The sequence below is a fragment of the Vibrio sp. SCSIO 43097 genome (assembly GCF_023650755.1).
Taxonomy (GTDB): Bacteria; Pseudomonadota; Gammaproteobacteria; order Enterobacterales; family Vibrionaceae; genus Vibrio; species Vibrio alginolyticus.
This window is the reverse complement of record NZ_CP071841.1, coordinates 733,222-758,122: the sequence shown is the minus strand read 5'-3', so window position 1 is coordinate 758,122 and position 24,901 is coordinate 733,222. Positions and strand designations below refer to the sequence as shown.

Sequence of the window (24,901 nt, the reverse complement as noted above, 5' to 3'; positions counted from 1 at the left end):
GATTGGTTATGGGCGTAACAGTTGGTGCGAATGGACTTTCGATAGTTCATAAAGGCTCAGGTGGTGAAGCGAATGCAACGCTCCCAGATGTTTGTTTAACTAAGGTCGGCAAGCCAGTCGTTCCTATCCCTTATGGCAACAATGCTAAATCAGCAGACCTTGCAGGTGGGACTACGACGGTCTCTATGGATGGCGGTAACAGTGTCGCTATCAAGGGCAGTACGTTCTCAAAAAGTACTGGCGATGCGGGCGGTGACAGAAAAGGCGTTGCCTCAGGCACGATAGAAGCCGAAGCAAAATTCATTTCAGCTTCACCAACGGTTAAGTTTGAAGGTAAGGGCGTATGTCGCCTGTCCGATCAAATGACCATGAACAAAGCCAACACTGTGTGTCTTGGCGGCGCACAAAACCCATCGGTTTCTGTGAGTGAAGAGCAGGAAGGGACGTATACGGTTGATTTGTATCTCTCATACTCAGACGGTGAACCCGTTCAAGGCGCAACATACACTCTCACAGATCAATCTGGCGCGGTGTTTGAAGGAACTCTCGACGACAACGGTAAAGCATCTGTTGGTGGCGTTGCTCCGGGGGAGTTTGCTATAGAGTACGGCGAGGACAGCCGTGATTTTATGCCAAATGTCCCAACCAAGACCAACCCGAACTTTGATCCAAGTGCAAACGCGCAGCTAATTATTGAAGAAGCTAAGCGTGGAGAAGTCGGTTTCTGGGAGAATGCGTGGAAGAGAATGTCTGGTGCTGCAAGCTGGGTTTGGGGCGTCATTCTTGGTGACTTTAACGATGATGCCTCCGTAGAACAGATTATTGCCAATACGGCCCTGACCATGATCCCTGTTGTCGATCAAGCAGCAGATGTCCGCGATTTATCAGCGAACATTATGACGTTGTTGAATGAGGAAGAACGTGAAAAGTCGGAAAACTGGCTAGCTCTTTCATTAACGCTTATCGGTTGTGTCCCGACATTTGGTAGTGCAGTCAAAGGCACTTGTAAAGTTGCGTTAAAAGGCGGTAAAGGAACATCAAAAGATACTTTGCTTGCTGTTTTAAGAGGCATGGGTAAAGGCGATCCAGAAAAATTCCTACGCACGTTAGATTGGATGGATTATGCAAAACAGACCAGCCAGATTGTTAGCGATGTTCTAAAACCTTGCATTGAAGTGGCAACTGAGTTGGCTTCACACGCAAACAGAATGGGTGCAGATGAGCTCGGTACGTATTTCTTGAAGTTAGCGGATGAGGTAAAAATCATCGATAAGATGGTACCGGATAAGCTTAAAGAAGCGATGGGCGAGTTTGATGACCTTTTTGCTCGAATTTTAGGTAAGAGTGAGAAAACTTACCCAGCAAAAGTAAAACATAATACTGGCGAGTCTGCACAGTCAGGAAAGAGTTCTGCGAAGGCAAATGAGGATAAAGGGACTAAAACAGTTCGTTGTAGAGTGTGTAAGCGGGCAATCGCCGATAAACGACATAAGAAAAAATGTGTCCTTCCAGGAAGGAAAAAATGAGTATGAGCAATAACGGTTTTTCTCGACATGTTTCTGGTGAAGCATTACTAAAGGCCAATCATATATTAGCTGAAAAATGTGATTGTCCTCTTACTGGACATCATCTGATTAGCTTTAATTTGTTCGAAAAGCTATCAACTCAGCGAACAGAACAGATGCGAAACAAAGAATACAGTTGGAACAGTTTAGACAATATAGTAATACTTCCCAGCAGTGACAAAGGTACGGCTAAAAAGGTTGCGTGCAAGTATCGATTGCCTTGGCATTCTAGCGGTCATACGGGTAGAAATACAGTAAGTAAACTTAATCTTAAGAGTGATGAACAAGTGTACTCTAATGCAGAGCCTACCTCGATGTTAAATGGAGGGAATCCAATGAAGAGGGCTAGTATGCTGAACAAAGACAAAAATAAGATTAAAGCATATCCTTCTAAAGCCTATCATAAGTTTGTAAAGCAAGAATTGCTAGAGACGTTGGAAAAGCTACACTGTGAAATGCCACCTCCTGTATATCGAAAAGAACTGAATGATCTTTCGGAAAGAATTTGTGACATGATAAGTGAATTTACGATATTGCTTCACAATACAGGAGGTGACTTTTCTCCAAAAGGAAATGGTTGTAGAAGCTCAGATTGTCAGCAAAGAACACACAAAAATACAACTTGGCCGGAGATAGAAGAAATATGGAGTGGACTTTTTTATAAGAAAGCCCTTAAGTTCAATTATCTAAAGGTTGCTAGTAAATTATAGGTTTGAGATGGAAATAGCATACATAAATGAAGACTTTAACGAGGGTGAATCATTATTTACAGCCGTTGATAGTCGGTCGTCTTTCTATGATGATAATGATTTCACTCCCACTTCTTGTATAAGTGAGATTGTGTGGAAAGATGATGATATCTATGAAATGGAAGCGTTAGATTTAATCAGAGGCGGTGCTTTTAATGTCACTAAGCCTATTGCTGAACTAATTATGAGTTTCGACCCATACGGTGTTGAAGTTTATCCCGCAAAATTAACCTGTTCCGGAGACGGAGTGTTAACTGAGCGCTACATAATAGCAGTAGATAACTTAGTAGATGTCGTTGATTATGATAAAAGCATAAAAGTGACTGACGTAACTACTCGTTTTTACTTATCTGATGAAAAGATCAAGGAACTTCCGGATAGCAAGAGGCATGTTTTTAAACCTGTCGGAATGACAAAAACGTTCTTCTCAATCGAGTTGTTTGAAGCGCTTGTCCGTTTAGATGAGGAGGGTAAAATAAACACTAGTATCGTTGCCTTTTCATTTGATACATCCGAAGAGACGCCCCGAGTCTAGTGTAAGTAGGTAAATATAATAATGACTAACTACATAGTTTTATCTAAACAATCTTTGACTGACTTCCCATTCCAGCAAAGCCCTAAGCCAATAGTGCCAATTGAGCCTGATTTACTGCTTGAAATGACCTTTTCTCCAAAGTTATTTATCATCAGCGATATTGCGTCAAAAGTGGAGAAACTGGTCGTACACGGAGTAGAGTGGTTAGACGCTCGTGTCGATTGTTCTCCAAGCCAACCAACAGATGATCAAATTAAAGTTTACGAAGATTATCGAATGCCTTACATCCATCAAACTTATAAATTGACGGACAAAGAAAAACAATACGGCAAGTTAAACTGGTTAGACATCGAGTCAACGGAGTTTGATTTCTCTAAATTAGAAAATATTCCCTTAGAAGAACGATTAATATTTAAACTAGAAGAAGACTTTGGATTAGTTTTTATTCACCAGAGTGTGATTGACCTTCTTAAGAAAGACGTCAAAGACGTTTGGGTAAGGGATGTATAATTAATAGCGCCGAAAGGCGCTTTTTATTTTCTTTAAAATAAAGTATGGTCTCCCTCCTTTTAAAGTGGTAAGTGTTGAATAATTCAACAGTGGTTAGGTAAATGAATAAAATAACTAAACTCGCTTTGGCTTTGTCCGTATTGACATCTATTGTTGGGTGTCAACTGGTGTCAAATACGCCGATGCAATCGACAGCAACGAAGGAAATAATTGAAAAAGCAAAGGCAGAGTTTGATGGACAACGTTTTTATAAGTTGAATGAATATGATGAAGAAATCAACGTTTCAGATGACGGGGTCATTACCTTCAAGTCTTACTTACCACGCAGCGGCGGCTATGAATGGGTACCAATTGTGATACGCGATACTAGTTTTCGTGTTTCTTGCGATTATTTCAGTGAATATGTTGAAGCTGGAATGGTTGTTCAGGTTCAGTTTGTAGGTAAACGCGGGCGCATTGAAAATTACGACAAGCAACGTTGTGAAGAGTTTGGCGAGCCAACATGGCAATAAGATCTATGGATAATTAAAGCGCCGACAGGCGCTTTTTATTTACGTTTTAGTTAACCGTTAGAAAAGATGTAGACCAATCTTCGGAAGATTAGGCAAGCAATGCGTAGTATCTGGTCACAAGTTGGTATGAACTTGCCTTTTAGAAAACGCTAATAAAATCGCTAAACAGCTACATGATAATAGAACGACACCTAAGTTTTGTACTGTTCCAGCCATCGCTAATCCCGTCCCGATCATGATGTAGTACATGAGCCCAAATAAAGCGCCTGCGCTGCCAACCTGTTGTTTATAATTAACGAGTGCATCACTGAGTATGTTGGGTATCGCAATCCCGTAAGACATGACGACTAACACCATTGGAGCAACAAACCAGATTGATTGGTTCAGAATCAACACACCGACTGATCCAACGCTAATCAATATTGCTGAGAACCAAAGTAGCTGGCTTTTTTGAACATTTTTGGACACTAGGGATTTGTTTAAATAACTCCCAAGCAGAGTGCCTAACCCCAGTACCATGCCACTGTATCCAAATTGTTCGGAGTTATACCCAAGTGCTGAGAAAGTAAATGCGCCAAGCTGGTAATAAGAAAATAGAGCAATGTTATACAAAGCAACCAGTAATCCTGAGCGCCAAATTCGCGCGTCTCTTACCATTTTCCAGCTAAGTTGATGCAACCGTACTGGTGTCTGTTCCTTCTGTGTTTCAGGAAGCTTAATAACGTTATAAGCGAACAATACTAACGCGATTAAAAACAAGGCAAAAAATACATAACGGTATCCACCAAGCGCTGTAAGCTGCCCGCCTAATAGCATGCCAACTACCGGGCTGATTGATATACCCATCCCCATTAAGCTGAAGACTTTACTCAGTTCTTGACCGTCAAACGCGTCACGAAGCATGGTCTGTGTGACAACGGATCCTACCGCGATACCAAATGCGCTTAGGGCTCGCGCGGCCATGACAACAGCAAAGCTTTCGGTTTGAGTTGCGAGTAAAGATGCGCAACCATAGATAAAGAGCCCAATAAGCATGGTGGGCCTTCTTCCCAGTTTATCTGCGAGAACTCCCCAAACTACAACGCCAATGGCAAAAGCTAGGAAGTAAATCGACAATGTTTGGGCTGCTTGTGCGTGGTTTACATCAAATGATAGAGCGATTGAGCTCAACGCTGGGCTATAGATGGTTTCTACAATTTGCGGAAACATCAACATAACCAGCATGAGCCATAAAGAGGGCTTAGTATTCATATTGTTACCCATCGTTAATGAAGTTGGCGGGCAGTATAAATGAGGCTATGATTGATCTAATAACAACATAAAAACCAAATACATCAATATTCGGACAAAATGGCGCTTATTAACGAAAAAACACAATTTGATGCAGACAAGATTACTAATTATGTAGTGGGAATTGCTGCGGATATTGGCAAGCACGACTCAGGTATGCATATGCACAAGAAAGGGCAGTTATTGTACGCACCTCAAGGTTGTATGAGTTTTGCTCTGGAAGACTCGATTTGTATTTTGCCACCGACAAAGGCGGTTTGGATCCCACCTAATACGCCGCATCGTGCACTAATGACGAATGTGGTGGCGTATCGATCTTTGTATTTTGATTGTGAGGAGTTTGCCTGTCCGAGTAAGATCGCGATGATAGAAGTGAATAATTTACTCCAAGCTCTTATTGATAAAATGTCATTTTGGGAGTGGGATAAGCCTAGCAGCGAGATGGTAAATACGACGGCGCTTTTTTGGGAGGAGTTTTATGCTGCGAAACGTTATTCGTTTCAGTTGCCTTTGCCATCGCATCGGCGCTTAACAACGTTTCGTCGAGAGTTGGTTGAACCTTCATTTCTAGCTCCTTCGCTTACTACTCTTGCAAGCAAAGTTGGGGCAAGCACCAAGACGGTAACACGATTATTTAAGTCGGAAACGGGTATGAATTATCAAGATTGGCGGCAACAGTGGAGGCTTTTAAAAGCAGTTGAATTGTTATCAACGGGCATGCCAGTCAGCGCAGTTGCCGATTGGCTGGAGTTTTCGTCAGACAGTGCATTTATTGCATTTTTCAAAAAGCAAACTGGACAAACACCTCTGACGTTTATGAAAACCAAGCCTTAAGAGTCAAAATGCTCACACTCTTTCTAGAACAACCCCCAGGTTCACAGGCTCAGCCTATAAAGCATACATAGACAGGTACCAACGTGCAGGTTACTTGTCTTTACTCTGCAGTTTGCGAAAGTATTGCGTGGTAAAATCAACAAAGGCTCGGATGCGTTTTGGTTGATGTCGGTCGTGATGATAAAGGAGTGAAAATTCCACACTCGGAATGCTCCAATTGGTAAACACTTCTTTTAGCTTGCCTGTCTGGAGTTCTTGTTGACAATAAAGTGCTGGCACACGGATGATGCCATTTCCCGCCAAGGCTGCTTTTATCATTACTCTGCCACTCTTACATCGTAACTGTCCACGTATCTGGTGTTCCGTTGACTGCTTTGTATTCGTGTTCTCAAATGCCCACCGTGTCACACTACCTGTCAAACAAACGTGTTTTTCTAAGTCCTTTGGATGCGAAGGATAGCCATATGTTTCTAAATAGTTTGGGCTTGCGTATGTCCCCATTTCCACATCGATCAGTTTGCGAGCGATAAAGTTGGAGTCGTCTAACTTTCCCATTCGAAAAGCGATATCGAATTCATCCGCGATTAAATCGACACGATGGCTACTAAAATCTAAGTTAATGCTCACTTGTGGGTGTTGGATTAGAAACTGAGCAACGATATCTGCGACAACGTCTTCTCCTAAATAGCCCCCCACACAGTTGATACGAATGTCACCTCTTAAGTCTTCTACATCATCAACCACTGCCATAACAGCTTGATCAATATTGTGAAGGGCAGTTTCACACTGTTTATACAGAACCTTGCCTGCTTCGGTGAGGTTCAGTGTTCGAGTGGTCCTTTGTAGCAAAGTGACACCAATCTGTTGCTCCAGATTTGTTATTTGACGTGAAACGTGTGAGCGAGAAACGCCAAGTTGCTCTGCTGCTTTCGTGAAGTTTCCTAGTTGAGCGATTAGGACGAAAGAGCGAATATCCGCAAGGTTGATGTGTGTTTGCATGATGACTTCTTCATAATTCAAAAAAGTATTGTTGCAGTATAACAACAGTGTTTCAACTAGGTCGGTATATATCAACAAACAAAGTTTTCTTAAACTTACCGCCACTGATGTAAACCGTTCGATTAAGGATTCAAAATGAAAAAGTTAATTGTTATTACAGGCGCTAGTTCAGGCATTGGTGAAGCGATTGCACGTCACTTCAGTGAACAGGGCCATGCTCTTCTTTTGTTAGCAAGACGTGTAGAACGTTTGGAAGCATTAAACTTACCAAATACGCTTTGTGAAAAGGTAGATGTGACCGACAAAGCTTCTTTTGAGGCTGCAATTGAGAAAGCTGAAGCGTTGTATGGTCCGGTAGATGCACTTGTAAATAACGCAGGCGTTATGCTTCTAGGTCAGATAGATACTCAGGAAGCATCGGAGTGGAAGCGCATGTTTGATGTGAACGTAATTGGTTTGCTCAATGGCATGCAGTCCGTCCTAGCACCTATGAAAGCACGTAACAGTGGTACGATCATTAACATCAGCTCTGTCGCGGGCAAGAAAACATTCCCTGATCATGCTGCTTATTGCGGTACCAAATTTGCGGTTCATGCTATTTCTGAAAACGTACGTGAAGAAGTTGCGTCATCGAATGTTCGCGTTACGACGATTGCACCTGGTGCAGTGGAAACGGAATTACTTTCACATACAACGTCTCAAGATATTAAAGATGGTTATGACGCCTGGAAGGTGGATATGGGCGGTGTGTTGGCCGCAGATGACATCGCACGCGCAGTGCTGTTTGCTTATCAGCAACCGCAAGGTGTATGTGTTCGTGAAATTGCTTTGGCACCGACAAAACAACAACCTTAACATTGAGTTACGGCGATTTTAGGTCACTAAAGCCGTAAAACTTTGCATATCGATTCGTGATTGAGATGGCATCTTTAAACTAAGTTGCGTGAAAATTTAGGTCATCCATTTAAATCCGGACACTAAGTGTGTTATTGCTTATACCCAAGTTACTCAAGGTGAGAAAAAACTTTGAGTAATTTGGGTTTTTATTTGGTCTCAATTTAGGTAGCGGAATTTATTTAGGTCGAAGGCGATAGTTGTGAAGAAAGGAGAGTGTGACGTAAAACAAAATGAAGCAATATCCGTCTCTTAATGAGAATTGATTTCATCAACGTCACAAGCCGTTACAATTATCCGTTAGGTATTATACTTTGTGGGTGGTTAATATTTAACCAAACAAGGAGGTGTGTATGAAACGATTCGCAAACATACTTTTTGCAACACAAGGATTGCCAGGCCATAGTGACGCCCTCGAACAAGCGATGAGGATTGCATCTAGCAACAAAGTGCCTGTCTCAGGGCTAATAGCGTGTCCTGATTTCCCAACAGACATGATCCAGTATCAGCAAAGTTATGAGCAATCGCTGCAAGACTCCCTCAAACAAAGTATTCACGAATACAGACAGAAGCTGGGACTCTCTGAAGAGGATCTCGCATTTCCTCTTACTGTGAAAAGCAGTGAAAAGCCCGCTGTCTGTATTATTCAAGAAGCATTAGCTGATAACAAAGATCTCATCATCAAAGAAGCTGAACCGCTCGGTGAAGGTGTTGAGGGTTTCAAAGCTATTGATATGACTCTGTTACGAAAATGCCCTTGTCCGCTTTGGTTGCACCGACCAATTGATAAGCCAAGAGATAAGCGCCGTGTTGCTGTGGCTATCGACCCATTAACGGCAAGCGATGAACAGCACTCATTAGCCGTGCGTTTACTCGAATTATCGCGTTCGATAGCCGACACCTGCGATAGTCGTTTACACGTGATTTCTTGCTGGGAGTATTACTTAGAAAACTACCTTAATGGTAACGCTTGGATTCAAGTCGATGATGCTGAGTTGAAACATGAACTCGACAAAGCAAAAGCCGATCATAAACAAGCTCTGCAACAGCTGTTGGAGGAGTCTGGGATTACAGGTGAAATTGTGATTCACCACCTGCATGGAAAACCCGACGAAAAGATTCCAGATTACGTAGAGAGTATTGAGGTAGACGTGCTGGTAATGGGAACCTTAGCGAGAACTGGTATATCTGGCTATGTCATTGGTAATACGGCTGAAAATATTTTGCAATCGATTAACTGTAGTTTGGTCGCTCTTAAGCCCGATGGCTTTGTCTCACCGATTCAGTAATTGGGGTGTAACAAAGTTGGGTTTAAGTGATGTTTTAGGTAAAGGAGGGAGATGGATCTCTAGAACATGGAATTATCAATGTATCAATAAGTTATCAGAGGAGAGTGACATGAAAAACCTATGCCCGAAATGCCACACAGAAATGATAGAACGTTCGAATGTTTATGTTTGTCCGAGAAATGATATCGGTGACTGCACCTACGATGCATTCGAGTTAGCTGATGACGATAATCCATATACATTCAGCCAAGAACACGTAAGTAGTGACCTACGTTCTTATGCCGTAGCAGACAGCAAATAGCGGTTTGTATCGGCGTTCCTCTAAGTAGCACTCAGTGATTACTGTTTGCTACTTTTCCCTTGGTTTCATGATCGTTTTTGAAGCGCTTGGGTTAAAACAATACAGTGGAGTTTGTCATTTGCGCCGAATAGGGCGTACCTTCTTATAATAACGAATGGGCTGCGATGTTGAATAACATAACGGGTAAAGAAAACCTGCCGAAAAACCTAGATAATCAGTTGGTCTTACTGATTTTCCCTGCGCTGCCAGTTTTAATCTTCTCTTTTCTCTTCTATATCTATACTCCTGCAGGCGTGAGCTGGAATGCGGAATGGATACCAAGCCTCGATATCAACCTTAGCTTTAGATTAGATGGTCTTTCATTTCTTTTTGCGGGACTGATCAGTGGGATTGGCGCACTGATTCAAATCTACGCTTTGGCTTATTTACGAGAAAGTGATAGCCGGTTTTCCTTTCATTTGTATCTAACCCTATTCATGCTTGCCATGCTAGGGATTGTGATGAGCGATAACATTCTGTTGTTATTTGTTTTCTGGGAACTCACCACCATCACTTCTTATTTACTGATCGGGTTTAATCACGAAAATAAAACGTCTCGGAAAAACGCCTTGCAGTCGCTGATTGTTACTGGTGCTGGTGGACTAGCGTTGCTAGCTGGTCTTATCTTGCTGGGAGCAATGGCAGGGAGTTATGAGCTAAATACCATTATCGAGCAGGCAGACACTATTGCGCAGCATGAATGGTTTATCCCATCTCTAGTGATCATACTACTCGGTGCATTTACTAAATCTGCGCAATTCCCGTTTCATTTTTGGCTACCTAACGCGATGGCAGCTCCCACTCCGGTCAGTGCGTATTTACACTCGGCAACAATGGTAAAGGCAGGCATTTACCTATTAGCACGTTTATCGCCAGTTTATGCCCACAGCGAGATCTGGTTTTATGCTTTAGTCATCACTGGGAGTATCACGGCCATTTGGTGCACATTTGTCGCATTAAAACAAACTGACTTGAAGCTGATGCTAGCCTACAGCACGAATGTTGCTTTGGGTAAATTAACATTATTACTAGGTATGGGCACAGATTTGGCCGTTAGTGCAGTATTGATGTTTATTCTCGCTCACTCTTTCTATAAAGCTGCGCTGTTTATGGTGGTGGGTAATATCGACAAAGCGACAGGAACACGAGATATTGATCAATTGTACGGTCTGAAGTCAGTTCTCGTCATCAGCATGGTTGCGGGGAGTTTGGCCGCATTGTCTAAAGCGGGGTTCCCGCCGTTGTTAGGCTTTTTGAGCAAAGAATACATGTATAAGTCCGCAGTAGAGCTCAATAATTGGATCGCCTTTGTACTATTAATCGTGAATATACTGATGGTCGCGCTAACCATTATGCTTATTGCGAGACCATTCTTTGCTCGCCATGATCTCGTGCCGATTGAAACTAAGCCAGTTGAGACAAAAAAAGCCATGTGGATCTCGCCTTTGCTCCTGGCACTTGGCAGTCTCCTGGTCCCGTTATTCGGTTTAAATTGGTTAGATCGCAATATTATTTTTCCGGGCTCTGCTGACATTCTGCCCACAGCAGCTCTTAAAGAGACATCACTATGGCATGGCGTGAATGTACCGTTAGTGTTAAGCGTTATTACGTTAGCGTTGGGGTATGTGGTGTACCGTGTTTATCCAGCTGTGTCTGCATTTTTTCAACGGTTACATCTATTCGTCCCCAAAGCGGAGAATATTTTTGAACGACTATTAGATGGCATGATGACAGTGGCGAAGTGGCAAACGGCGCGGTTACAGCAAAAGAAATTGAGTCGCTATGTCCTATTATTTTTCACGGTACTTGCCGTTGCGTTACTGAGTCAGGTAGCGCTTATTCCTCTGCCTTTGGTTGGCGAACTTTCAAGTGTCACTTTCTATGAGATTGGTATTGCCTTATTGTTGATTGGTGCTGCGCTCGTATGTACGTTGTCCCACGCAAGACTTCTTGCGATTTCTGCGCTTGGTATGATTGGCTTCATGACCACGCTTGTTTTTATGATTTATAGCGCCCCGGACGTTGCGAAGACTTTACTGTTAGTGGAAACATTAATGGTGGTCTTTCTTGCATTGTTAATGCGTCATATGCCACGTCTAACCACCGTGCCCAAGCATTCAATAAAACGTAAAGTAGCGAATATTTGCATAGCAGGTGTGATAGGTGTTTCGGTTACTTTACTTTTGTTGGGAATCACGTCTCAGCCGATGGACTCTTCGGTGTCAGATTTCTTTGCAGAAAACAGTGTCCCGGGTGGACATGGGCGAAACATTGTTAACGTTATTCTGGTCGACTTTCGCGCATTTGATACATTGGGAGAAGTTGTCGTCGTTGTTATTGCTGGGATTGCGGCAGTGAGTTTGCTTAAGACAAGAGCGAAAAAACAAAATCGTATCCAATCATTAATTTTTGCAACCACGGCACACATCGTTTCGGCACTCATGCTCGTATTTTCAGTGTATCTGTTGTTACGTGGTCATAACGAACCGGGTGGTGGCTTTATTGGTGCGTTGATTGCCGTTATTGGTTTATCACTTCTCATGTTCGCGGAATCACCGAAATACGTTCGTTCTAGGTTGTATTTCAAACCGTTTCTCATTGCGTTATCTGGCATCGCATTGAGCTTAGTTTCTGGTGCTTTGAGCTTTGCGTTTGATAAACCGTTTTTGACCGGACTGTGGTGGAAAGACGTGATACCACTAGGGACGCCATTGGTTTTTGATGTTGGTGTTTACCTTGCCGTTATAGGTGGCGTGATGGGTATGCTGCTTCGTATTAATGAGGAGCTAGAGTGATGGAAATAGTCTGGAGTGTTGTCGTTGGAGTATTTGTCGCAGCAGGTGTTTATTTAATGCTTGAAAAGCATATCTTGCGCCTTTTGTTCGGCATCATGTTACTCAGTAGTGCGGTTAACCTTGCTATTTTTACCGCTGGAAGGCTGACGCCTGGAGAGCCGCCATTGATTGGCGATAATGCTCTTTTACCACCAGATAGCGCGGCAAATCCTTTACCTCAAGCGCTTATCTTAACTGCGATAGTCATCGGTTTTGGACTACTTATTTTTGCTTTAATGCTGTTCTATCGAGCTTATAAAGACACTGGAACTGCAAACGTCGATGAAATGCAACGTTCTGAGGAGGGTCAATGAGTTCGATTTTGCTTACGTTACCGGTTGTTCTCTCGCTGAGTACGGCGTTGACTATCTTCTTCGTCCGTCGCTCAACAAAAAGTGTTGAGTGGTTGAGCGGTGTAAGTGCGATTTCGAACCTTTTCGTTGCGGGCTTTCTCACAGAAAACATCATAAATAATGGTATTCAAGCCGTTGCTTTTGGTCAGTGGAGTGCGCCATTTGGTATCGTGTTTGTCGCAGATTACCTCAGCGTTGCTATGGTGATGATAACGGCGGTGATTGGTGCGATATGTGTTTTCTACGCGATGGCGGACCTTCACCGAAAGCCCTCCTATAGCAATTACCATGCGCTAATGCACGTGTTGCTTGCTGGCGTTTATGGCGCTTTCCTGACTGGAGATATTTTTAATCTGTATGTTTGGTTTGAGGTCATGCTCATTTCATCATTTGGTTTAATGGTGTTAGATGCAACGAAAACTCAAGTTGATGGTGCAGTAAAGTACGTGATGTTGAACCTGATTTCGACGCTGGTATTCTTACTTGCTATCGGTTTATTGTATGGCGCAACGGGCACCTTGAACTTGGCCGATCTCTACACCAAAGTTGGGGGAAATGAATTGAGCATCAACATGATGCTGTCCGCGCTATTTTTGTTTGCCTTTTCTATTAAAGCGGCACTCTTTCCTTTATTTGCTTGGTTGCCAGCTTCTTATCACACGTTACCAAGCGGTGTGGTGGCACTGTTTGCCGCGTTGCTTACTAAAGTCGGTGTATACGCGTTGATAAGAGTCTTCACCTTAGTATTTCCGCTCGCCGAGAGTGGCTGGCAACCGACGTTAATTTGGGTCGCAGGGCTAACCATGTTAACGGGCGTTTTAGGAGCGGCTAGCCAATTCGACATTAAGAAAATTCTTTCTTTTCATATTATTAGCCAAATAGGCTATATGATCATGGGGTTGGCTATTTACACTCCCTTAGCTTTAGCCGGTGCCATTTTCTACATTGTTCATCACATCATTGTAAAAGCGAATTTGTTCTTAATAGGTGGATTCATCGAGCGCAAATATGGCTCTAGTCAACTTGAACATTTGGGTGGGGTATATAAAGCTATGCCTTGGTTGGCGTTCTTGTTTCTTGTGCCTGCGTTTTCTCTGGCCGGTTTTCCACCGCTATCGGGTTTCTGGGGAAAGCTATTGGTCATCAAGTCGAGCATACAGGCTGAATATTACTGGTTAGCAGGTACCGCGTTATTGGTGGGGTTGCTTACTGTCTACTCGATGACGAAAATTTGGAGTGAGGCATTTTGGAAAAAGCCATTTAGAGAGAAGCCAGAACAGACTCTGCAGGCCAAAGTACATTGGTTGTACTGCGTTCCAATTATTGTATTGACGACGTTGACGCTAATCATTGGCTTAGTGGCGGAGCCTTTTTATCAATTTTCCGTTCAAGCTGCAGAACAACTGTTAAATCCGACTGAATACATCAGAGTGGTGTTAGGAGGAAATACATGATCTATCTATTCCTCAATTTTTTCTTAGCGTTAGCGTGGATGATGCTTAATGGCAGCTATTCGAGTCTGAATTTTGTTGTCGGATTTACGGTCGGTTTTTTTGCTTTAAGGTTGAGTCAACCATTTGGATTGAAAACGAGCTATTTTCAACGTTTTGCATCTGCATTGAAGTTATTGATGTACTTCGCTTATGAAATGGTTATATCGGTTGCGAAAGTGGTGTGGGACGTTGTGACACCTACTCATTTGAGTCAGCCTGATATCGTTTATGTCCCTCTGGAGGTCGATTCTGATCTAGAAATCTCATTACTGGCGAACATGGTTTCTTTAACACCGGGCACGCTTAGTTTGGATGTTACGGCTGATAAAAAGTATCTTATCGTTCATGCCATGTTTGCACCTGAACATGAAGAGGTTATTCGCGGAATTAAAGATGGGTTAGAGCATCGAATTTTGGAGGTGACGCGTGGATAGTTGGCTGCAAATAACGGTCACTTTTGCCTATTCTGGGCTACTACTCAGCTTTGTTATGGCTTTTGCTCGTTTAATTCTAGGACCAACGCTAGCTGATCGAGTTGTGGCGTTAGATCTGATTTCATTTATCACTATCGGATTTATTACGGTTTACACCTTAGACAGCGGTGAGGACGCTCTGTTAGATATCGCCATTACATTAGGTTTGGTTGCATTTCTCGGCACGATCGCATTTGCACGTTTGATCGTTAAAAGAAAGGAGAAAGAATAATGGACGTGTTGATTGGACTATTTTTATGCTTAGGAACATTGTTGACCTTGGTTGCAAGTCTAGGTGTCCTGAGGCTTCCTGATTTGTATACCCGAATGCATGCAGCGACCAAAGCTGGAACTGTCGGAGTGAGCTGCTTGTTATTAGCGGTCGCTTTCTCACTCCCTGAAGTTACCGTGATCTCTCGGGTTATCGGTACGATGTTGTTTATCGTTCTCACTGCGCCAGTCGCCTCCCACCTGCTCGGCAGAGCAATGCGAGAGGTCGGATATAAGATTTGGCGCAATGATTAACCATTAGCGTCGAATAGTACTACGTCCTAGTTGAAATAAACTCGAAGCTGTATTGATGAAGTCGGAAGTAATTGACGGTATATTCAAATGCACGACCATCTTCTAGGTAACCAGTGGACTCAACTTTTAGAATAGGGGAAGCTTCTGATTCATTCAGGTATGAGGCCGTCTCTGCATCTAACAAATACGGTTTGACAGACTGACTGCTTTTCGCAATTTTCAATCCTTTGCTATTTTCAATGTACTCATATTTAGAACCATTCATTATGGCTATGCTCAAGTCTGGAAATAACACTGCTGGCATATGAGTGACTTCGTAAATTTCAGGCTCATCATTAATACATCTGAGTCTATGTATTTCATATGTATCATCATTGGGCGAGAGATTTAACTGCTTAGCAACCTGTTCATTCGGTTTTTTAAGTTCGAACTTTATGACTTGAGAGCTAGGCGTTTTCCCCTGTTTACTGACTTCCTCGATAAAACCCAGCAAATGTAAGGCATCATGTTGGGCTTTTAGATCGTTTACATAAGTTCCACTACCTCTTGTCCGACTAATTAAATTATTGTCGACCAGAATTTGTAAGCTTTTTCTGATGGTTACGCGGCTTACGGAAAACTCTTCTTGCAAATCACTCTCTTTTGGAAGCATCGATTTAGGTTGTAGTTCCCCATCTTTGATCTTTTTTTCTAATCGTTCCGCAATGTCTATGTATTTGGGTTTCATAATACCTCGCTAAGTCTTGGATCATGATAGCAAGAATGTGATCTGAGATGTAGTTAATACTTTTCCTTAGGATCTTTGTGTGATTTTTATCTCGTATCTTTGTGCTTACACTTTAAATGTATCATAAAAGTATTAATACTTATTTTATACATTTTCAGGATAAACATTTGAGGTAGCGAAATGAAACGTCAAAAATTAACGATTGTTGGTGCTGGCAGTACATACACACTTGGTATGATGAACAGCCTTATTGCCGAAAAAGATAACTTTCCACTCGCAAAAGTCGTGTTTTACGACATAGATGAGAAACGCCAAGAATCGAATGCATTAGCTACTGAAATTCTATTGCGAGAACACTATCCAGAAGTTGAAGAGTTTGTTTATACAACGGATAAATCTGTCGCATTCGCAGATTCGGACTTTTTCTTTATCCAGATCCGCACTGGTGGGTTGGCCATGCGCGAGCGCGATGAACAAATCCCGCTATCCAACTCTTGTGTTGGGCAAGAGACATGTGGCGCGGGAGGAATGGCATATGGACTTCGCTCTATCGGCGACATGATCCAGCTAGTGAACGAGATCCGACAAACGTGTCCAGATGCGTGGATTCTTAATTACACCAACCCGGCGGCAATTGTCGCTGAAGCTTTAAATCGTGAATTTCCGCATGATAAGCGAATTCTAAATATCTGTGATATGCCAGCAGCGATTATGGTCAGCTATGCGCAATTGTTAGGATGTGAAATTTGGGACTTCGTTCCTGAATATTTTGGGCTTAATCACTATGGCTGGTTTACCAAAATTCGTAACAAACAGGGTGAAGACTTAACGGACAAAATTAAAAATATCATCCTAAAAGAAGGGATCAGTGCGGTTGATGCGGAAATAGCGGATGACCCATCGTGGCAAGCCACATTCAAAAACATGAGAACAATGCTTGCTGATAATCCAGAGTTTTTGCCGAATACGTATCTTCAGTACTATTTGTACCCTGAAAAAATGGTGGCGAAAGAGGATATCAACAATACCCGCGCAAGGCAGGTAATTAACGGCCGTGAGAAACGAGTGTTCGAATTGAACGCAAGAATAATTGAAGCGGGCACCACGAAGCACGAAACACTGCATGCCGATATCCATGGTCGATACATGGTGAGAGTTGCGGCTTCGCTTGCCTACAACTTGAGCGATGTGTATCTCGTCATCGTACCGAATAATGGTGCTATTACAAATTTACAAAATGACGCCATGGTAGAAGTTCCAGCTGCGCTAACTAGTGATGGACCGAAAGCTTTTACTGTAGGAAAAATCCCAACCTTCCAAAAAGCCATGATTGAGAGCCAACTTGGTTACGAGAAATTAGTTGTGGATGCTTGGTACGAAGGAAGTCAGCAAAAGCTGATTAATGCACTCACACTTAACCGTACCGTGGTTAATGTGCCAAAAGCTAAAGAAATAACAAAACAATTACTAGAAGAAAATAAAGCCTACCTTCCTCAATTTTTTCAATAACAACTGGACGTTCGGGGCCTACTTGTAGGCTCCGTGAATGAAACAAGAGGTTTATATGAAAGACATTATTCAAAGGTTCGGAGCCGCGATGTTTGTTCCCGTTCTATTATTTCCAGCAGCGGGCATGTTATTGGGTTTCTCTGTTGTGCTGTTAAATCAAGAAGTGTTTCCTTGGGCACTAGAGGGGAGTGCTTGGGTTAAAGTCTCGACGATCATTTTACAGGCATCTCTCGCTGTATTTAAAAATATGGCACTTATTTTTGCCGTTGGGTTACCTATCGCTTTAGCTAAAAAAGCATCTGGTCGCGCTGTACTTGCAACACTCGTTTCCTACATTACGTTTAACTACGTTATTGGTGGAATCCTTCAATTTTGGGGACCAGAACTGGGCGTGAACTATACGGAAGGTGAGCGAGGTTTGACTGAAGTTGGTGGCATTCTAACGCTTGATACCAACTTACTAGGTGCCATTTTAATTGCAAGTCTCTCTGTTTGGGTTCACAACCGATTCTTTGATAAAAAGCTACCGGATTGGGCGGCTGTATTTGGCGGAACGCCATTGGTTGTGATCATTAGTTTCCCCATTATGGTCGTGATGGCAATTCTAACTTGTTTGACTTGGCCAAGTATTCAGCATGGTATTAACAATCTGCAATCATTTTTGGTTTCTGCTGGATCGTTAGGGGTATGGCTATTTACGTTTTTAGAGCGAATCATGATACCAACGGGGTTGCATCATTTCGTATATGGTCCCGTTTTTTATGGGCCAGTTGCAGTCGATGGCGGAACGGTTGCCTATTGGATTCAAAATATACAGACATTCGCCCAGAGCTCGGAAAGTTTAACGACACAATTTCCTCAGGGTGGTTTGATGTTGACGGGAATGGGTAAAGTGTTTGGTTGTACGGGTATCGCACTAGCACTCTATTCAGTTGCGAAAAAAGAAAATAAAAAGATGGTGATGGGGTTAGTGCTCGGAGCCGCAATCACAGCAATTCTTACAGGGATAACCGAACCAATAGAGTTTACATTCTTATTTATCGCACCTGCGCTGTTTGCTTTGCATGCGTTGTTATCTGCGACAATGGCAACGATCGCCTTTATGTTTGGTGTTTCCGGTAACTTTCAGACTGGCTTGATAGACTTCATTTTCCAAAACTGGTTGCCTTTGGCTGGTAACCATGCAGGAACATACGTGATTCAGATTATTATTGGTCTCATGTTTACTGGTGTTTACTTTGTTACGTTTCGCGCGCTTATTTTAAAATACAACATACTTACTCCGGGACGTGAAGGTGCAGATAGTAAGTTGTATTCCAAAGCTGACTACAAAGAAGCGAAAGCGGTCCATAACAGTAGCGCAAGTCCGTCACAAGCTAGTGCCTTTATTGAAGGTCTGGGTGGAAAAGAAAACATTGAATTGTTAACTAATTGCGCGACGCGTTTGCGTGTTAAAGTTAAAGATGTCTCTCTTGTAAAGGAGAACGCATTTTTCACACAGCACGGAGCGGTGAATATTGTTAGAAATCAAGAGAGCCTTCAAATCATCGTTGGTTTAACGGTGCCACAAGTTCGCGAAGATATGAGCCAACTGATAAAAGCTTAACCCCCAAACTAATGCTCCAGCTCATATGGCTCAAAGGTGAGATAGAATTATCTCACCTTTTTTGTGTACATGAAGCATATTTCGCGCAGTTTCCACGAAAGTGGGGAGGAGTTATTGAGCGAGCTAAAAATACAGTTAGGTTATACCCGTCTGTATTGTTGGAAGACTTGTTGAGTCTCTAAGTGACAGTGGCGCCACTTTCTATGTTGAAAAGCGTTTTAATTTCTTCCAGCACTTCTGGGTTAGCAATAGCACCAATGTTTTTTACAGCTTGTCCGTTTACCAATTGTTTCACTGCTAGCTCAACCAATTTGCCTGAGCGCGTTTTAGGAATATCACTGATAGCAAAAATTTGTCGTGGGACATGGCGCGGTGAACATTTTGTTTTCAATGTTTGGCGAATTGAATCGGTGAGTTGTTGGGTTAACTCGACGTTGTGAGCGAGTTTTACTAGTAACCAGATTTCTTCAGACTGCTGGTTTAACTTGCCGACAGCGATGGAGTCTTCAACCTCGGGTAACGCGTTCACTTTCTGATAGATTTCAGCGGTACCGATGCGTACGCCGCCTGGATTTAAGGTTGCGTCACTACGGCCATAAAAAATAAAGCCGCCATGTTCGGTTTGCATCACATCGTCGCCATGGTGCCAGATATCGGTAAACTTGCTCCAATAAGCGTTGTGATAAAGTTCGCCGTTGTCGTGCCAGAAGCCAATAGGGAAGTTAGGTAGCGAGTTATTACAAGTCAGTTCGCCGCGTTTTTGCGTAATAGTATGTCCATCATCCTCTAGAACACGTGCGTCGATTCCCAGCCCTGCGCCTTGGCATTCACCTTTGTAAACTGGTGAGATAGGGTTTCCCAGTACAAAGCATCCGCAAATATCCGTGCCGCCAGCGATAGAAGCGAGATGCAAGTCCTGCTTGATGTGCTGATAGACATAACTAAATTGTTCTGGGTAAAGCACCGAACCAGTTGAGCAAAGAGTTTTGAGTGACTTCAGGTTATGTTCTAGTTTTGGAGAGCAGTTTGCCTGTTCCAGTGCTTCTAAGTATTTCGCTGAAGTACCAAACAGCGACACGCTATGTTCTTCTGCTAATTGCCATAAGACGGAGTGATCAGGGTAAACCGGACTACCGTCGTAAATCACTAAGGCTGCACCACTCGCAAGAGCGGAAACATGCCAGTTCCACATCATCCAACCACATGTTGTGTAGTAGAAAACCTTGTCTTGCGATTTGATGTCGCAATGCAGTTGATGTTCTTTGAGGTGATTGAGCAAGGTACCGCCTGCGGAATGGACAATACACTTAGGTTGACCTGTTGTACCAGAAGAATACAAAATGAATAACGGGTCATTAAACAGCATTGGTTGATATTGAATTGATTGTGGAGAAAAGTGGTGAGTAATATCGGACCAAGAGACAAAGTCAGAAGTGGTAGCTCTCTTAGCGTTTTGTAAATATTCGATTTGGCATACGCTAATAGTAGTCTCTTCGGAGGCACTGCTTAACTTACTACTAAGAGTGGTGTTCTTGTCCGTCATATCGAAAGCTTTGCCTCCGAACTGGTAGCCATCACAGCAAAAAAGAACTTTCGGCTTAACCTGACCAAAACGCTCTACGACGCTATCGATACCAAAATCAGGAGAGGTTGAAGTCCAAATAGCGCCAAGGCTTGTAGTAGCCAACATGGCTATAACGGTTTCAGGAAGGTAGGGCAAATAACCCGCAACGACATCGCCTTTACCGACACCACAATTGAGTAGCCATTGTTGAATGGCAGAAACTTGTTCAAGCAACTGTTTACCGGTGAGTTGTCGGTGTTCACCGCTTTCATTGCTAAAAACAATAAACTCACGCTCTGGTGATTGCTCAGCCTGAGATAGGAGGTTCTCTGCGTAGTTCAGCGTGGCGTCAGCAAACCATACTGTGTCTCTATTTACATGGTGATGATTAGAACCTGTTTGTGTCCATTTGGGACTGCCAAGGCTCTTGATTTGCGAACCTATATCTCCGATTACGTTGCAAAACTGCCAAGTATGTCGCCAAAATTCATCATTGTGCTCAATGGACCACTGGTGTAGAGACGTGTAATTGTTGATTACGGTACCTTCGGCTTTGTCTTTATTAACCTTTTCGATGAACCGTAATAAGTTGCTATTGCTGACGCGCTCAGCAGATGGTGACCAAATAGGTGCAGAATTTGGCATAGGTCCCTCTAATTTCAATTCTTTTGAATATGACCAAAAACAAAATAAAGGGGCGAACATAGCGGTGTTCGCCCCTTATCTGATCGTTTAAAGTTGTTCGGCAAGCTGAGGTAGTACCTCAAATAAATCACCAACCAATCCATAGTCGGCAACTTCAAAGATAGGAGATTCTGGATCTTTGTTGATCGCGACAATCACTTTGGATTCCTTCATTCCTGCAAGATGCTGGATGGCACCGGAAATCCCAACCGCTATATAAAGCTTAGGTGCAACGATTTTACCGGTTTGACCCACTTGTAAGTCGTTGGCAACAAACCCGGCATCAACTGCCGCGCGAGAAGCGCCAATGGCAGCACCTAGTTTATCGGCAACTTGTTCGATCAACGCGAAGTTCTCTTTGCTACCGACCCCGCGTCCACCTGACACAACCACCTCTGCCGCGCTTAATTCAGGACGTTCTGACACGGTTTTATCGACAGAAACCAATTCAACCATTGGAGCTGAGATAGTGACCTGCTGATGCTTAATATCAGCTTGGTTGTGACAAGTAACCGGCTCAAACGCAGACGCGCGCACGGTGATGACGCGAACCTTGTCGCTGGTGGTCACTTTGGCAAATGCGTTTCCTGCGTAAATAGGGCGGATAAAAGTGTTTTCATCGATAACTTGGACAATATCGGAAATTTGCCCAACGCCGAACTTCGCTGCTACTCGCGGTGCAAGATCTTTCCCTTTTGATGATGAGCTAGCCCAGATTGCGTCAAAACCTTCAGCAACACTCACTACAATAGGTGCGATACTCTCGGCAAATTGATGCTTAAGTTGCTCATCATCGACACAAATTACGTTTGATATACCATCAACGCGACAAGCTTGTTGAGCGACTTCTTCACACTGGTGGCCCACTACGATCAAAACATTGTCTTGGCTGACTTGTTTTGCTGCATTAACCACTTTGAGTGTGTCAGCATGCAATTGGTTATTGTCATGCTCTGCTATGATTAAGTTCTTCATGAAATCACCTTCGCTTCGTTACGCAGCTTATCGAGAAGCTCTGAGACAGATTCAACCTTGATGCCACCTTTTCTTTGCGCTGGCGGTGTGATTTCTTGAATGGTTTGGCTAAATACCACTTCAACACCCAGACTGTCAGGTGTGATGGTATCTAACGGCTTGCGCTTAGCTTTCATGATATTAGGCAAAGAGGCAAAACGCGGTTCATTCAGGCGTAAGTCAGTACTGATCACCGCAGGTAAGTTCATCGCGACCGTCATCAAGCCGCCGTCCACTTCTCTCACGACCTGAACTTTTTGATCTTCTATCTTCACGTCGGAAGCGAAAGTTGCTTGAGGCCAGTCAAGTAGGGCGGCCAGCATCTGAGCCACTTGGTTGTTGTCCGTATCAATGGATTGTTTACCCGTAATCACAAGCTGTGCTTGTTCTTGCTCAACCAGAGCTTTGAGCAGCTTAGCGACGACCAATGGCTCTATTTTGTCTTCAGTATCGATATGAATAGCGCGATCGGCACCTAACGCAAGCGCAGTACGTAGTTGCTCCTGACACTGGCTACCGCCGGCACTGACAACGATGACTTCATCTGCAATACCTTGCTCCTTTAGTCGTACGGCTTCTTCAACGGCTATTTCGCAAAATGGATTAATCGTCATCTTGACGTTATTGGTTTCAACATCGCTATGGTCCGCTTTCACGCGAACTTTAACGTAGGGATCAATGACCCTTTTGATTGGCACTAGTATTTTCACGTTAGATTCCTTTTACAGTGAAGACTATGTGTTTACAGTGAAGACGATGTGATGACGTCTTTAAAATGATGTTAATTTACCTTTACGTTTGCGTCAACTTTAAATATATTGTTGATTAACAAGTTGGCAACATGCAAAGAAAAAGGAATGCAATCATGGAAAGAGACTGCATGGAATTTGATGTTCTGATTGTAGGCGCAGGTCCCGCAGGCTTGTCTGCGGCATGCCGAATCAAACAATTAGCAGCAGAAAAAGAACAAGACCTCTCTGTTTGCGTGGTAGAAAAAGGCTCTGAAGTTGGAGCGCATATTTTATCGGGTGCGGTGTTTGAAACGCGAAGTTTGGATGAGCTTTTTCCCGACTGGCAAGAGAAAGGCGCTCCGCTCAATACCAAAGTAAACCAAGATAAAACCTACTATCTAGGCAATGACATCAATGGTCATGAACTGCCTTCTTGGGCGGTGCCTAATACGTTACATAACAAAGGTAATTACATCATAAGTTTGGGCAGTCTATGCCGATGGATGGCGTTGCAGGCTGAGAACTTGGGGGTGGAGATCTACCCAGGTTTTACCGCCAGTCAAGCGATCATCGATGAAGATAGTCGTGTTTGTGGCGTGATCACGGGCGATATGGGGTTAGACAAAAATGGTGAACAAAAAGGAAATTTCGAACCTGGTATTGAACTGCGAGCGAAGTTTACTTTATTTGCTGAAGGCGCACGGGGGCATATTGGTAAGCAGTTGATTAACCGATTTAATCTTGCTGAAGAGAAAACGCCTCAACATTACGCTATCGGTTTTAAAGAGCTGTGGGAAATCCCATCAGAGCAGCATCAGCAAGGTTTAGTAGTGCACGGATTAGGTTGGCCGCTATCAAATGAAGCTACAGGTGGCAGTTATCTCTACCATTTAGAGGGAAACCAAGTTGCCGTCGGGTTGATTGTTGACTTGAATTATAAGAATCCGCACTTGAGTCCATTTGATGAGTTTCAACGTTTTAAACACCACCCGTTGATTGAGCAATACCTCAAAAATGGGAAGCGTATTAGCTATGGCGCAAGGGCGATCACCAAGGGTGGCTTTCATTCGCTTCCCACTCAGCAATTTGCTGGTGGTTTATTAATTGGATGCGATGCAGGAACACTTAACGGCGCTAAAATCAAAGGCACACACACGGCAATAAAATCTGGCATGCTTGCCGCTGAAGCAGTATGTGAAGCCCTTGAGAGTCAGTCAGTTACTGCTGATTATCAAAAGCATTTCAAACAGTCTTGGCTGTATGAAGAGCTTTATCAAGCACGTAACTTCTCAAGTGGCATTCACCGCTTTGGATCGTGGCTGGGCGGTGGTTTAGCGCTGCTGGAACATAACGTATTAAAAGGCAAAGCTAAGTGGCATATCCGCTGTGATAAGCCTGATCATCAGTCTCTGTTATTGGCGGAAAGCAGCAATGAAATTGTCTATCCGAAGCCTGATGGCGTGTTAAGTTTCGATCGCCTCTCTTCTGTTTATCTATCCAATATCTTCCATGAGGAAGATCAACCATGCCACTTACGACTGGAGAACCAGCGGATCCCTATTGAGCAGAACCTTGAATTATATGCAGAGCCAGCACAGCGCTATTGTCCGGCTGGCGTGTATGAAATCGTACAGGGGGAGCAGCAGCCAGAGCTGCAAATAAATGCGGCCAACTGTATCCACTGTAAGACCTGCGACATCAAAGATCCAAGTCAAAATATTACCTGGACTCCGCCAGAAGGTGGTGGTGGTCCGAACTATCCAAATATGTAAGCGTTTGAGAATAATTTTTATTAACAATTTATTTACTTAAAGTTTGCGTTAGTTCAAATCTTTCTCGATGAACTCGATTGCAACTTAATCTTTCAGGCA

At 43.2% G+C, this 24,901-nt stretch carries 24 protein-coding genes; 18 read left to right on the top strand and 6 right to left on the bottom strand.

Annotation, left to right across the window (positions count from 1 at the left end; genetic code table 11):
- The first annotated feature begins 8 nt into the window (after positions 1–8).
- From J4N40_RS19795 to J4N40_RS19775, 5 genes are all read left to right on the top strand, one after another.
- Complete coding sequence (locus J4N40_RS19795) at positions 9–1,526, top strand: PAAR-like domain-containing protein (protein WP_136976744.1); 1,518 nt, start codon at positions 9–11, stop codon at positions 1,524–1,526.
- A 2-nt stretch (positions 1,527–1,528) separates the two neighbouring features.
- On the top strand, positions 1,529–2,275 hold the full coding sequence (locus J4N40_RS19790; RefSeq protein ID WP_226083226.1) for an AHH domain-containing protein: 747 nt from the start codon (positions 1,529–1,531) through the stop codon (positions 2,273–2,275).
- A gap of 7 nt (positions 2,276–2,282) precedes the next feature.
- Positions 2,283–2,849 (top strand): imm11 family protein, encoded by a 567-nt coding sequence (locus tag J4N40_RS19785; RefSeq protein ID WP_047008198.1) that lies wholly within the window; start codon positions 2,283–2,285, stop codon positions 2,847–2,849.
- Positions 2,850–2,870: 21 nt separating this feature from the next.
- Positions 2,871–3,359: a hypothetical protein gene (locus tag J4N40_RS19780; RefSeq protein WP_033906419.1), complete on the top strand. Its 489-nt coding sequence runs from the start codon at positions 2,871–2,873 to the stop codon at positions 3,357–3,359.
- Between the two features lie 101 nt (positions 3,360–3,460).
- The gene (locus J4N40_RS19775; protein ID WP_033906420.1) at positions 3,461–3,871 is read left to right on the top strand and encodes a hypothetical protein; all 411 of its coding nucleotides are present in this window, start codon (positions 3,461–3,463) and stop codon (positions 3,869–3,871) included.
- A gap of 114 nt (positions 3,872–3,985) precedes the next feature.
- Here J4N40_RS19775 and J4N40_RS19770 read toward each other — a convergent pair whose 3' ends face one another.
- Positions 3,986–5,122 (bottom strand): multidrug effflux MFS transporter, encoded by a 1,137-nt coding sequence (locus J4N40_RS19770; protein ID WP_054577797.1) that lies wholly within the window; start codon positions 5,120–5,122, stop codon positions 3,986–3,988.
- Positions 5,123–5,221: 99 nt separating this feature from the next.
- Between J4N40_RS19770 and J4N40_RS19765 the strand changes: the two genes are divergently transcribed.
- On the top strand, positions 5,222–5,995 hold the full coding sequence (locus J4N40_RS19765; protein ID WP_017820362.1) for an AraC family transcriptional regulator: 774 nt from the start codon (positions 5,222–5,224) through the stop codon (positions 5,993–5,995).
- 90 nt (positions 5,996–6,085) lie between these two features.
- Here the strand turns inward: J4N40_RS19765 and J4N40_RS19760 are convergent, their stop codons facing one another.
- The gene (locus J4N40_RS19760; protein ID WP_005373334.1) at positions 6,086–6,994 is read right to left on the bottom strand and encodes a LysR family transcriptional regulator; all 909 of its coding nucleotides are present in this window, start codon (positions 6,992–6,994) and stop codon (positions 6,086–6,088) included.
- Positions 6,995–7,129: 135 nt separating this feature from the next.
- On the opposite strand from J4N40_RS19760, the gene J4N40_RS19755 reads away from it, so the two are divergent.
- From J4N40_RS19755 to mnhG, 9 genes are all read left to right on the top strand, one after another.
- Positions 7,130–7,849 (top strand): SDR family oxidoreductase, encoded by a 720-nt coding sequence (locus J4N40_RS19755; protein WP_054576084.1) that lies wholly within the window; start codon positions 7,130–7,132, stop codon positions 7,847–7,849.
- 392 nt (positions 7,850–8,241) lie between these two features.
- The gene (locus J4N40_RS19750; protein WP_054576083.1) at positions 8,242–9,177 is read left to right on the top strand and encodes a universal stress protein; all 936 of its coding nucleotides are present in this window, start codon (positions 8,242–8,244) and stop codon (positions 9,175–9,177) included.
- Between the two features lie 109 nt (positions 9,178–9,286).
- On the top strand, positions 9,287–9,478 hold the full coding sequence (locus J4N40_RS19745; protein WP_005373328.1) for a hypothetical protein: 192 nt from the start codon (positions 9,287–9,289) through the stop codon (positions 9,476–9,478).
- 164 nt (positions 9,479–9,642) lie between these two features.
- Positions 9,643–12,312, top strand: a complete 2,670-nt coding sequence (gene mbhE, locus J4N40_RS19740) for a hydrogen gas-evolving membrane-bound hydrogenase subunit E (protein ID WP_250654679.1) — start codon at positions 9,643–9,645, stop codon at positions 12,310–12,312.
- Positions 12,312–12,665, top strand: coding sequence for a Na+/H+ antiporter subunit C (locus J4N40_RS19735; protein WP_017633704.1), 354 nt, complete (start codon positions 12,312–12,314; stop codon positions 12,663–12,665). Before mbhE ends, J4N40_RS19735 begins: the two co-directional genes overlap by 1 nt.
- Entirely contained in the window at positions 12,662–14,158 is a 1,497-nt protein-coding gene (locus tag J4N40_RS19730) for a proton-conducting transporter transmembrane domain-containing protein (protein WP_033906422.1), read from the top strand. Before J4N40_RS19735 ends, J4N40_RS19730 begins: the two co-directional genes overlap by 4 nt.
- Positions 14,155–14,631: a Na+/H+ antiporter subunit E gene (locus tag J4N40_RS19725; RefSeq protein ID WP_054865529.1), complete on the top strand. Its 477-nt coding sequence runs from the start codon at positions 14,155–14,157 to the stop codon at positions 14,629–14,631. The genes J4N40_RS19730 and J4N40_RS19725 overlap by 4 nt, the downstream gene beginning before the upstream one ends.
- Positions 14,624–14,902 carry a cation:proton antiporter gene (locus tag J4N40_RS19720; RefSeq protein ID WP_005373317.1) on the top strand — a complete coding sequence of 93 codons (279 nt, stop codon included), beginning with the start codon at positions 14,624–14,626 and terminating at the stop codon, positions 14,900–14,902. Before J4N40_RS19725 ends, J4N40_RS19720 begins: the two co-directional genes overlap by 8 nt.
- Positions 14,902–15,195: a monovalent cation/H(+) antiporter subunit G gene (gene mnhG / locus J4N40_RS19715; RefSeq protein ID WP_005373314.1), complete on the top strand. Its 294-nt coding sequence runs from the start codon at positions 14,902–14,904 to the stop codon at positions 15,193–15,195. The genes J4N40_RS19720 and mnhG overlap by 1 nt, the downstream gene beginning before the upstream one ends.
- A 19-nt stretch (positions 15,196–15,214) precedes the next feature.
- Here the strand turns inward: mnhG and J4N40_RS19710 are convergent, their stop codons facing one another.
- Positions 15,215–15,922: a GntR family transcriptional regulator gene (locus J4N40_RS19710; protein ID WP_005373312.1), complete on the bottom strand. Its 708-nt coding sequence runs from the start codon at positions 15,920–15,922 to the stop codon at positions 15,215–15,217.
- A 180-nt stretch (positions 15,923–16,102) separates the two neighbouring features.
- On the opposite strand from J4N40_RS19710, the gene J4N40_RS19705 reads away from it, so the two are divergent.
- Together J4N40_RS19705 and J4N40_RS19700 are read left to right on the top strand one after the other, a co-directional pair.
- Complete coding sequence (locus J4N40_RS19705) at positions 16,103–17,431, top strand: 6-phospho-alpha-glucosidase (RefSeq protein ID WP_005373308.1); 1,329 nt, start codon at positions 16,103–16,105, stop codon at positions 17,429–17,431.
- A gap of 55 nt (positions 17,432–17,486) precedes the next feature.
- Positions 17,487–19,037 carry an alpha-glucoside-specific PTS transporter subunit IIBC gene (locus J4N40_RS19700; protein WP_017633701.1) on the top strand — a complete coding sequence of 517 codons (1,551 nt, stop codon included), beginning with the start codon at positions 17,487–17,489 and terminating at the stop codon, positions 19,035–19,037.
- Between the two features lie 178 nt (positions 19,038–19,215).
- Here J4N40_RS19700 and J4N40_RS19695 read toward each other — a convergent pair whose 3' ends face one another.
- The 3 genes from J4N40_RS19695 to J4N40_RS19685 form a co-directional block, all read right to left on the bottom strand.
- Positions 19,216–21,246 carry an acetoacetate--CoA ligase gene (locus J4N40_RS19695; RefSeq protein ID WP_104980552.1) on the bottom strand — a complete coding sequence of 677 codons (2,031 nt, stop codon included), beginning with the start codon at positions 21,244–21,246 and terminating at the stop codon, positions 19,216–19,218.
- 87 nt (positions 21,247–21,333) lie between these two features.
- Positions 21,334–22,260, bottom strand: a complete 927-nt coding sequence (locus J4N40_RS19690; protein ID WP_005373301.1) for an electron transfer flavoprotein subunit alpha/FixB family protein — start codon at positions 22,258–22,260, stop codon at positions 21,334–21,336.
- The gene (locus J4N40_RS19685) at positions 22,257–23,009 is read right to left on the bottom strand and encodes an electron transfer flavoprotein subunit beta/FixA family protein (protein WP_005373300.1); all 753 of its coding nucleotides are present in this window, start codon (positions 23,007–23,009) and stop codon (positions 22,257–22,259) included. Before J4N40_RS19685 ends, J4N40_RS19690 begins: the two co-directional genes overlap by 4 nt.
- A 155-nt stretch (positions 23,010–23,164) precedes the next feature.
- On the opposite strand from J4N40_RS19685, the gene J4N40_RS19680 reads away from it, so the two are divergent.
- Positions 23,165–24,802, top strand: coding sequence for an electron transfer flavoprotein-ubiquinone oxidoreductase (locus J4N40_RS19680; RefSeq protein ID WP_005373299.1), 1,638 nt, complete (start codon positions 23,165–23,167; stop codon positions 24,800–24,802).
- Positions 24,803–24,901 lie beyond the last annotated feature (99 nt).

Excerpts from the sequence above, each read along its gene's own strand:
- J4N40_RS19750 (WP_054576083.1), top strand. The coding sequence starts at position 8,242 with ATGAAACGATTCGCAAACATACTTTTTGCAACACAAGGATTGCCAGGC.
- J4N40_RS19770 (WP_054577797.1), bottom strand. The coding sequence starts at position 5,122 with ATGAATACTAAGCCCTCTTTATGGCTCATGCTGGTTATGTTGATGTTT.
- J4N40_RS19735 (WP_017633704.1), top strand. The coding sequence starts at position 12,312 with ATGGAAATAGTCTGGAGTGTTGTCGTTGGAGTATTTGTCGCAGCAGGT.
- J4N40_RS19695 (WP_104980552.1), bottom strand. The coding sequence starts at position 21,246 with ATGCCAAATTCTGCACCTATTTGGTCACCATCTGCTGAGCGCGTCAGC.
- J4N40_RS19700 (WP_017633701.1), top strand. The coding sequence starts at position 17,487 with ATGAAAGACATTATTCAAAGGTTCGGAGCCGCGATGTTTGTTCCCGTT.
- J4N40_RS19790 (WP_226083226.1), top strand. The coding sequence starts at position 1,529 with ATGAGCAATAACGGTTTTTCTCGACATGTTTCTGGTGAAGCATTACTA.
- J4N40_RS19705 (WP_005373308.1), top strand. The coding sequence starts at position 16,103 with ATGAAACGTCAAAAATTAACGATTGTTGGTGCTGGCAGTACATACACA.
- J4N40_RS19680 (WP_005373299.1), top strand. The coding sequence starts at position 23,165 with ATGGAAAGAGACTGCATGGAATTTGATGTTCTGATTGTAGGCGCAGGT.
- J4N40_RS19730 (WP_033906422.1), top strand. The coding sequence starts at position 12,662 with ATGAGTTCGATTTTGCTTACGTTACCGGTTGTTCTCTCGCTGAGTACG.
- J4N40_RS19755 (WP_054576084.1), top strand. The coding sequence starts at position 7,130 with ATGAAAAAGTTAATTGTTATTACAGGCGCTAGTTCAGGCATTGGTGAA.
- J4N40_RS19710 (WP_005373312.1), bottom strand. The coding sequence starts at position 15,922 with ATGAAACCCAAATACATAGACATTGCGGAACGATTAGAAAAAAAGATC.
- J4N40_RS19765 (WP_017820362.1), top strand. The coding sequence starts at position 5,222 with ATGGCGCTTATTAACGAAAAAACACAATTTGATGCAGACAAGATTACT.
- J4N40_RS19760 (WP_005373334.1), bottom strand. The coding sequence starts at position 6,994 with ATGCAAACACACATCAACCTTGCGGATATTCGCTCTTTCGTCCTAATC.
- J4N40_RS19725 (WP_054865529.1), top strand. The coding sequence starts at position 14,155 with ATGATCTATCTATTCCTCAATTTTTTCTTAGCGTTAGCGTGGATGATG.
- mbhE (WP_250654679.1), top strand. The coding sequence starts at position 9,643 with ATGTTGAATAACATAACGGGTAAAGAAAACCTGCCGAAAAACCTAGAT.
- J4N40_RS19785 (WP_047008198.1), top strand. The coding sequence starts at position 2,283 with ATGGAAATAGCATACATAAATGAAGACTTTAACGAGGGTGAATCATTA.
- J4N40_RS19780 (WP_033906419.1), top strand. The coding sequence starts at position 2,871 with ATGACTAACTACATAGTTTTATCTAAACAATCTTTGACTGACTTCCCA.
- J4N40_RS19690 (WP_005373301.1), bottom strand. The coding sequence starts at position 22,260 with ATGAAGAACTTAATCATAGCAGAGCATGACAATAACCAATTGCATGCT.
- J4N40_RS19795 (WP_136976744.1), top strand. The coding sequence starts at position 9 with ATGGGCGTAACAGTTGGTGCGAATGGACTTTCGATAGTTCATAAAGGC.
- J4N40_RS19775 (WP_033906420.1), top strand. The coding sequence starts at position 3,461 with ATGAATAAAATAACTAAACTCGCTTTGGCTTTGTCCGTATTGACATCT.
- J4N40_RS19745 (WP_005373328.1), top strand. The coding sequence starts at position 9,287 with ATGAAAAACCTATGCCCGAAATGCCACACAGAAATGATAGAACGTTCG.
- mnhG (WP_005373314.1), top strand. The coding sequence starts at position 14,902 with ATGGACGTGTTGATTGGACTATTTTTATGCTTAGGAACATTGTTGACC.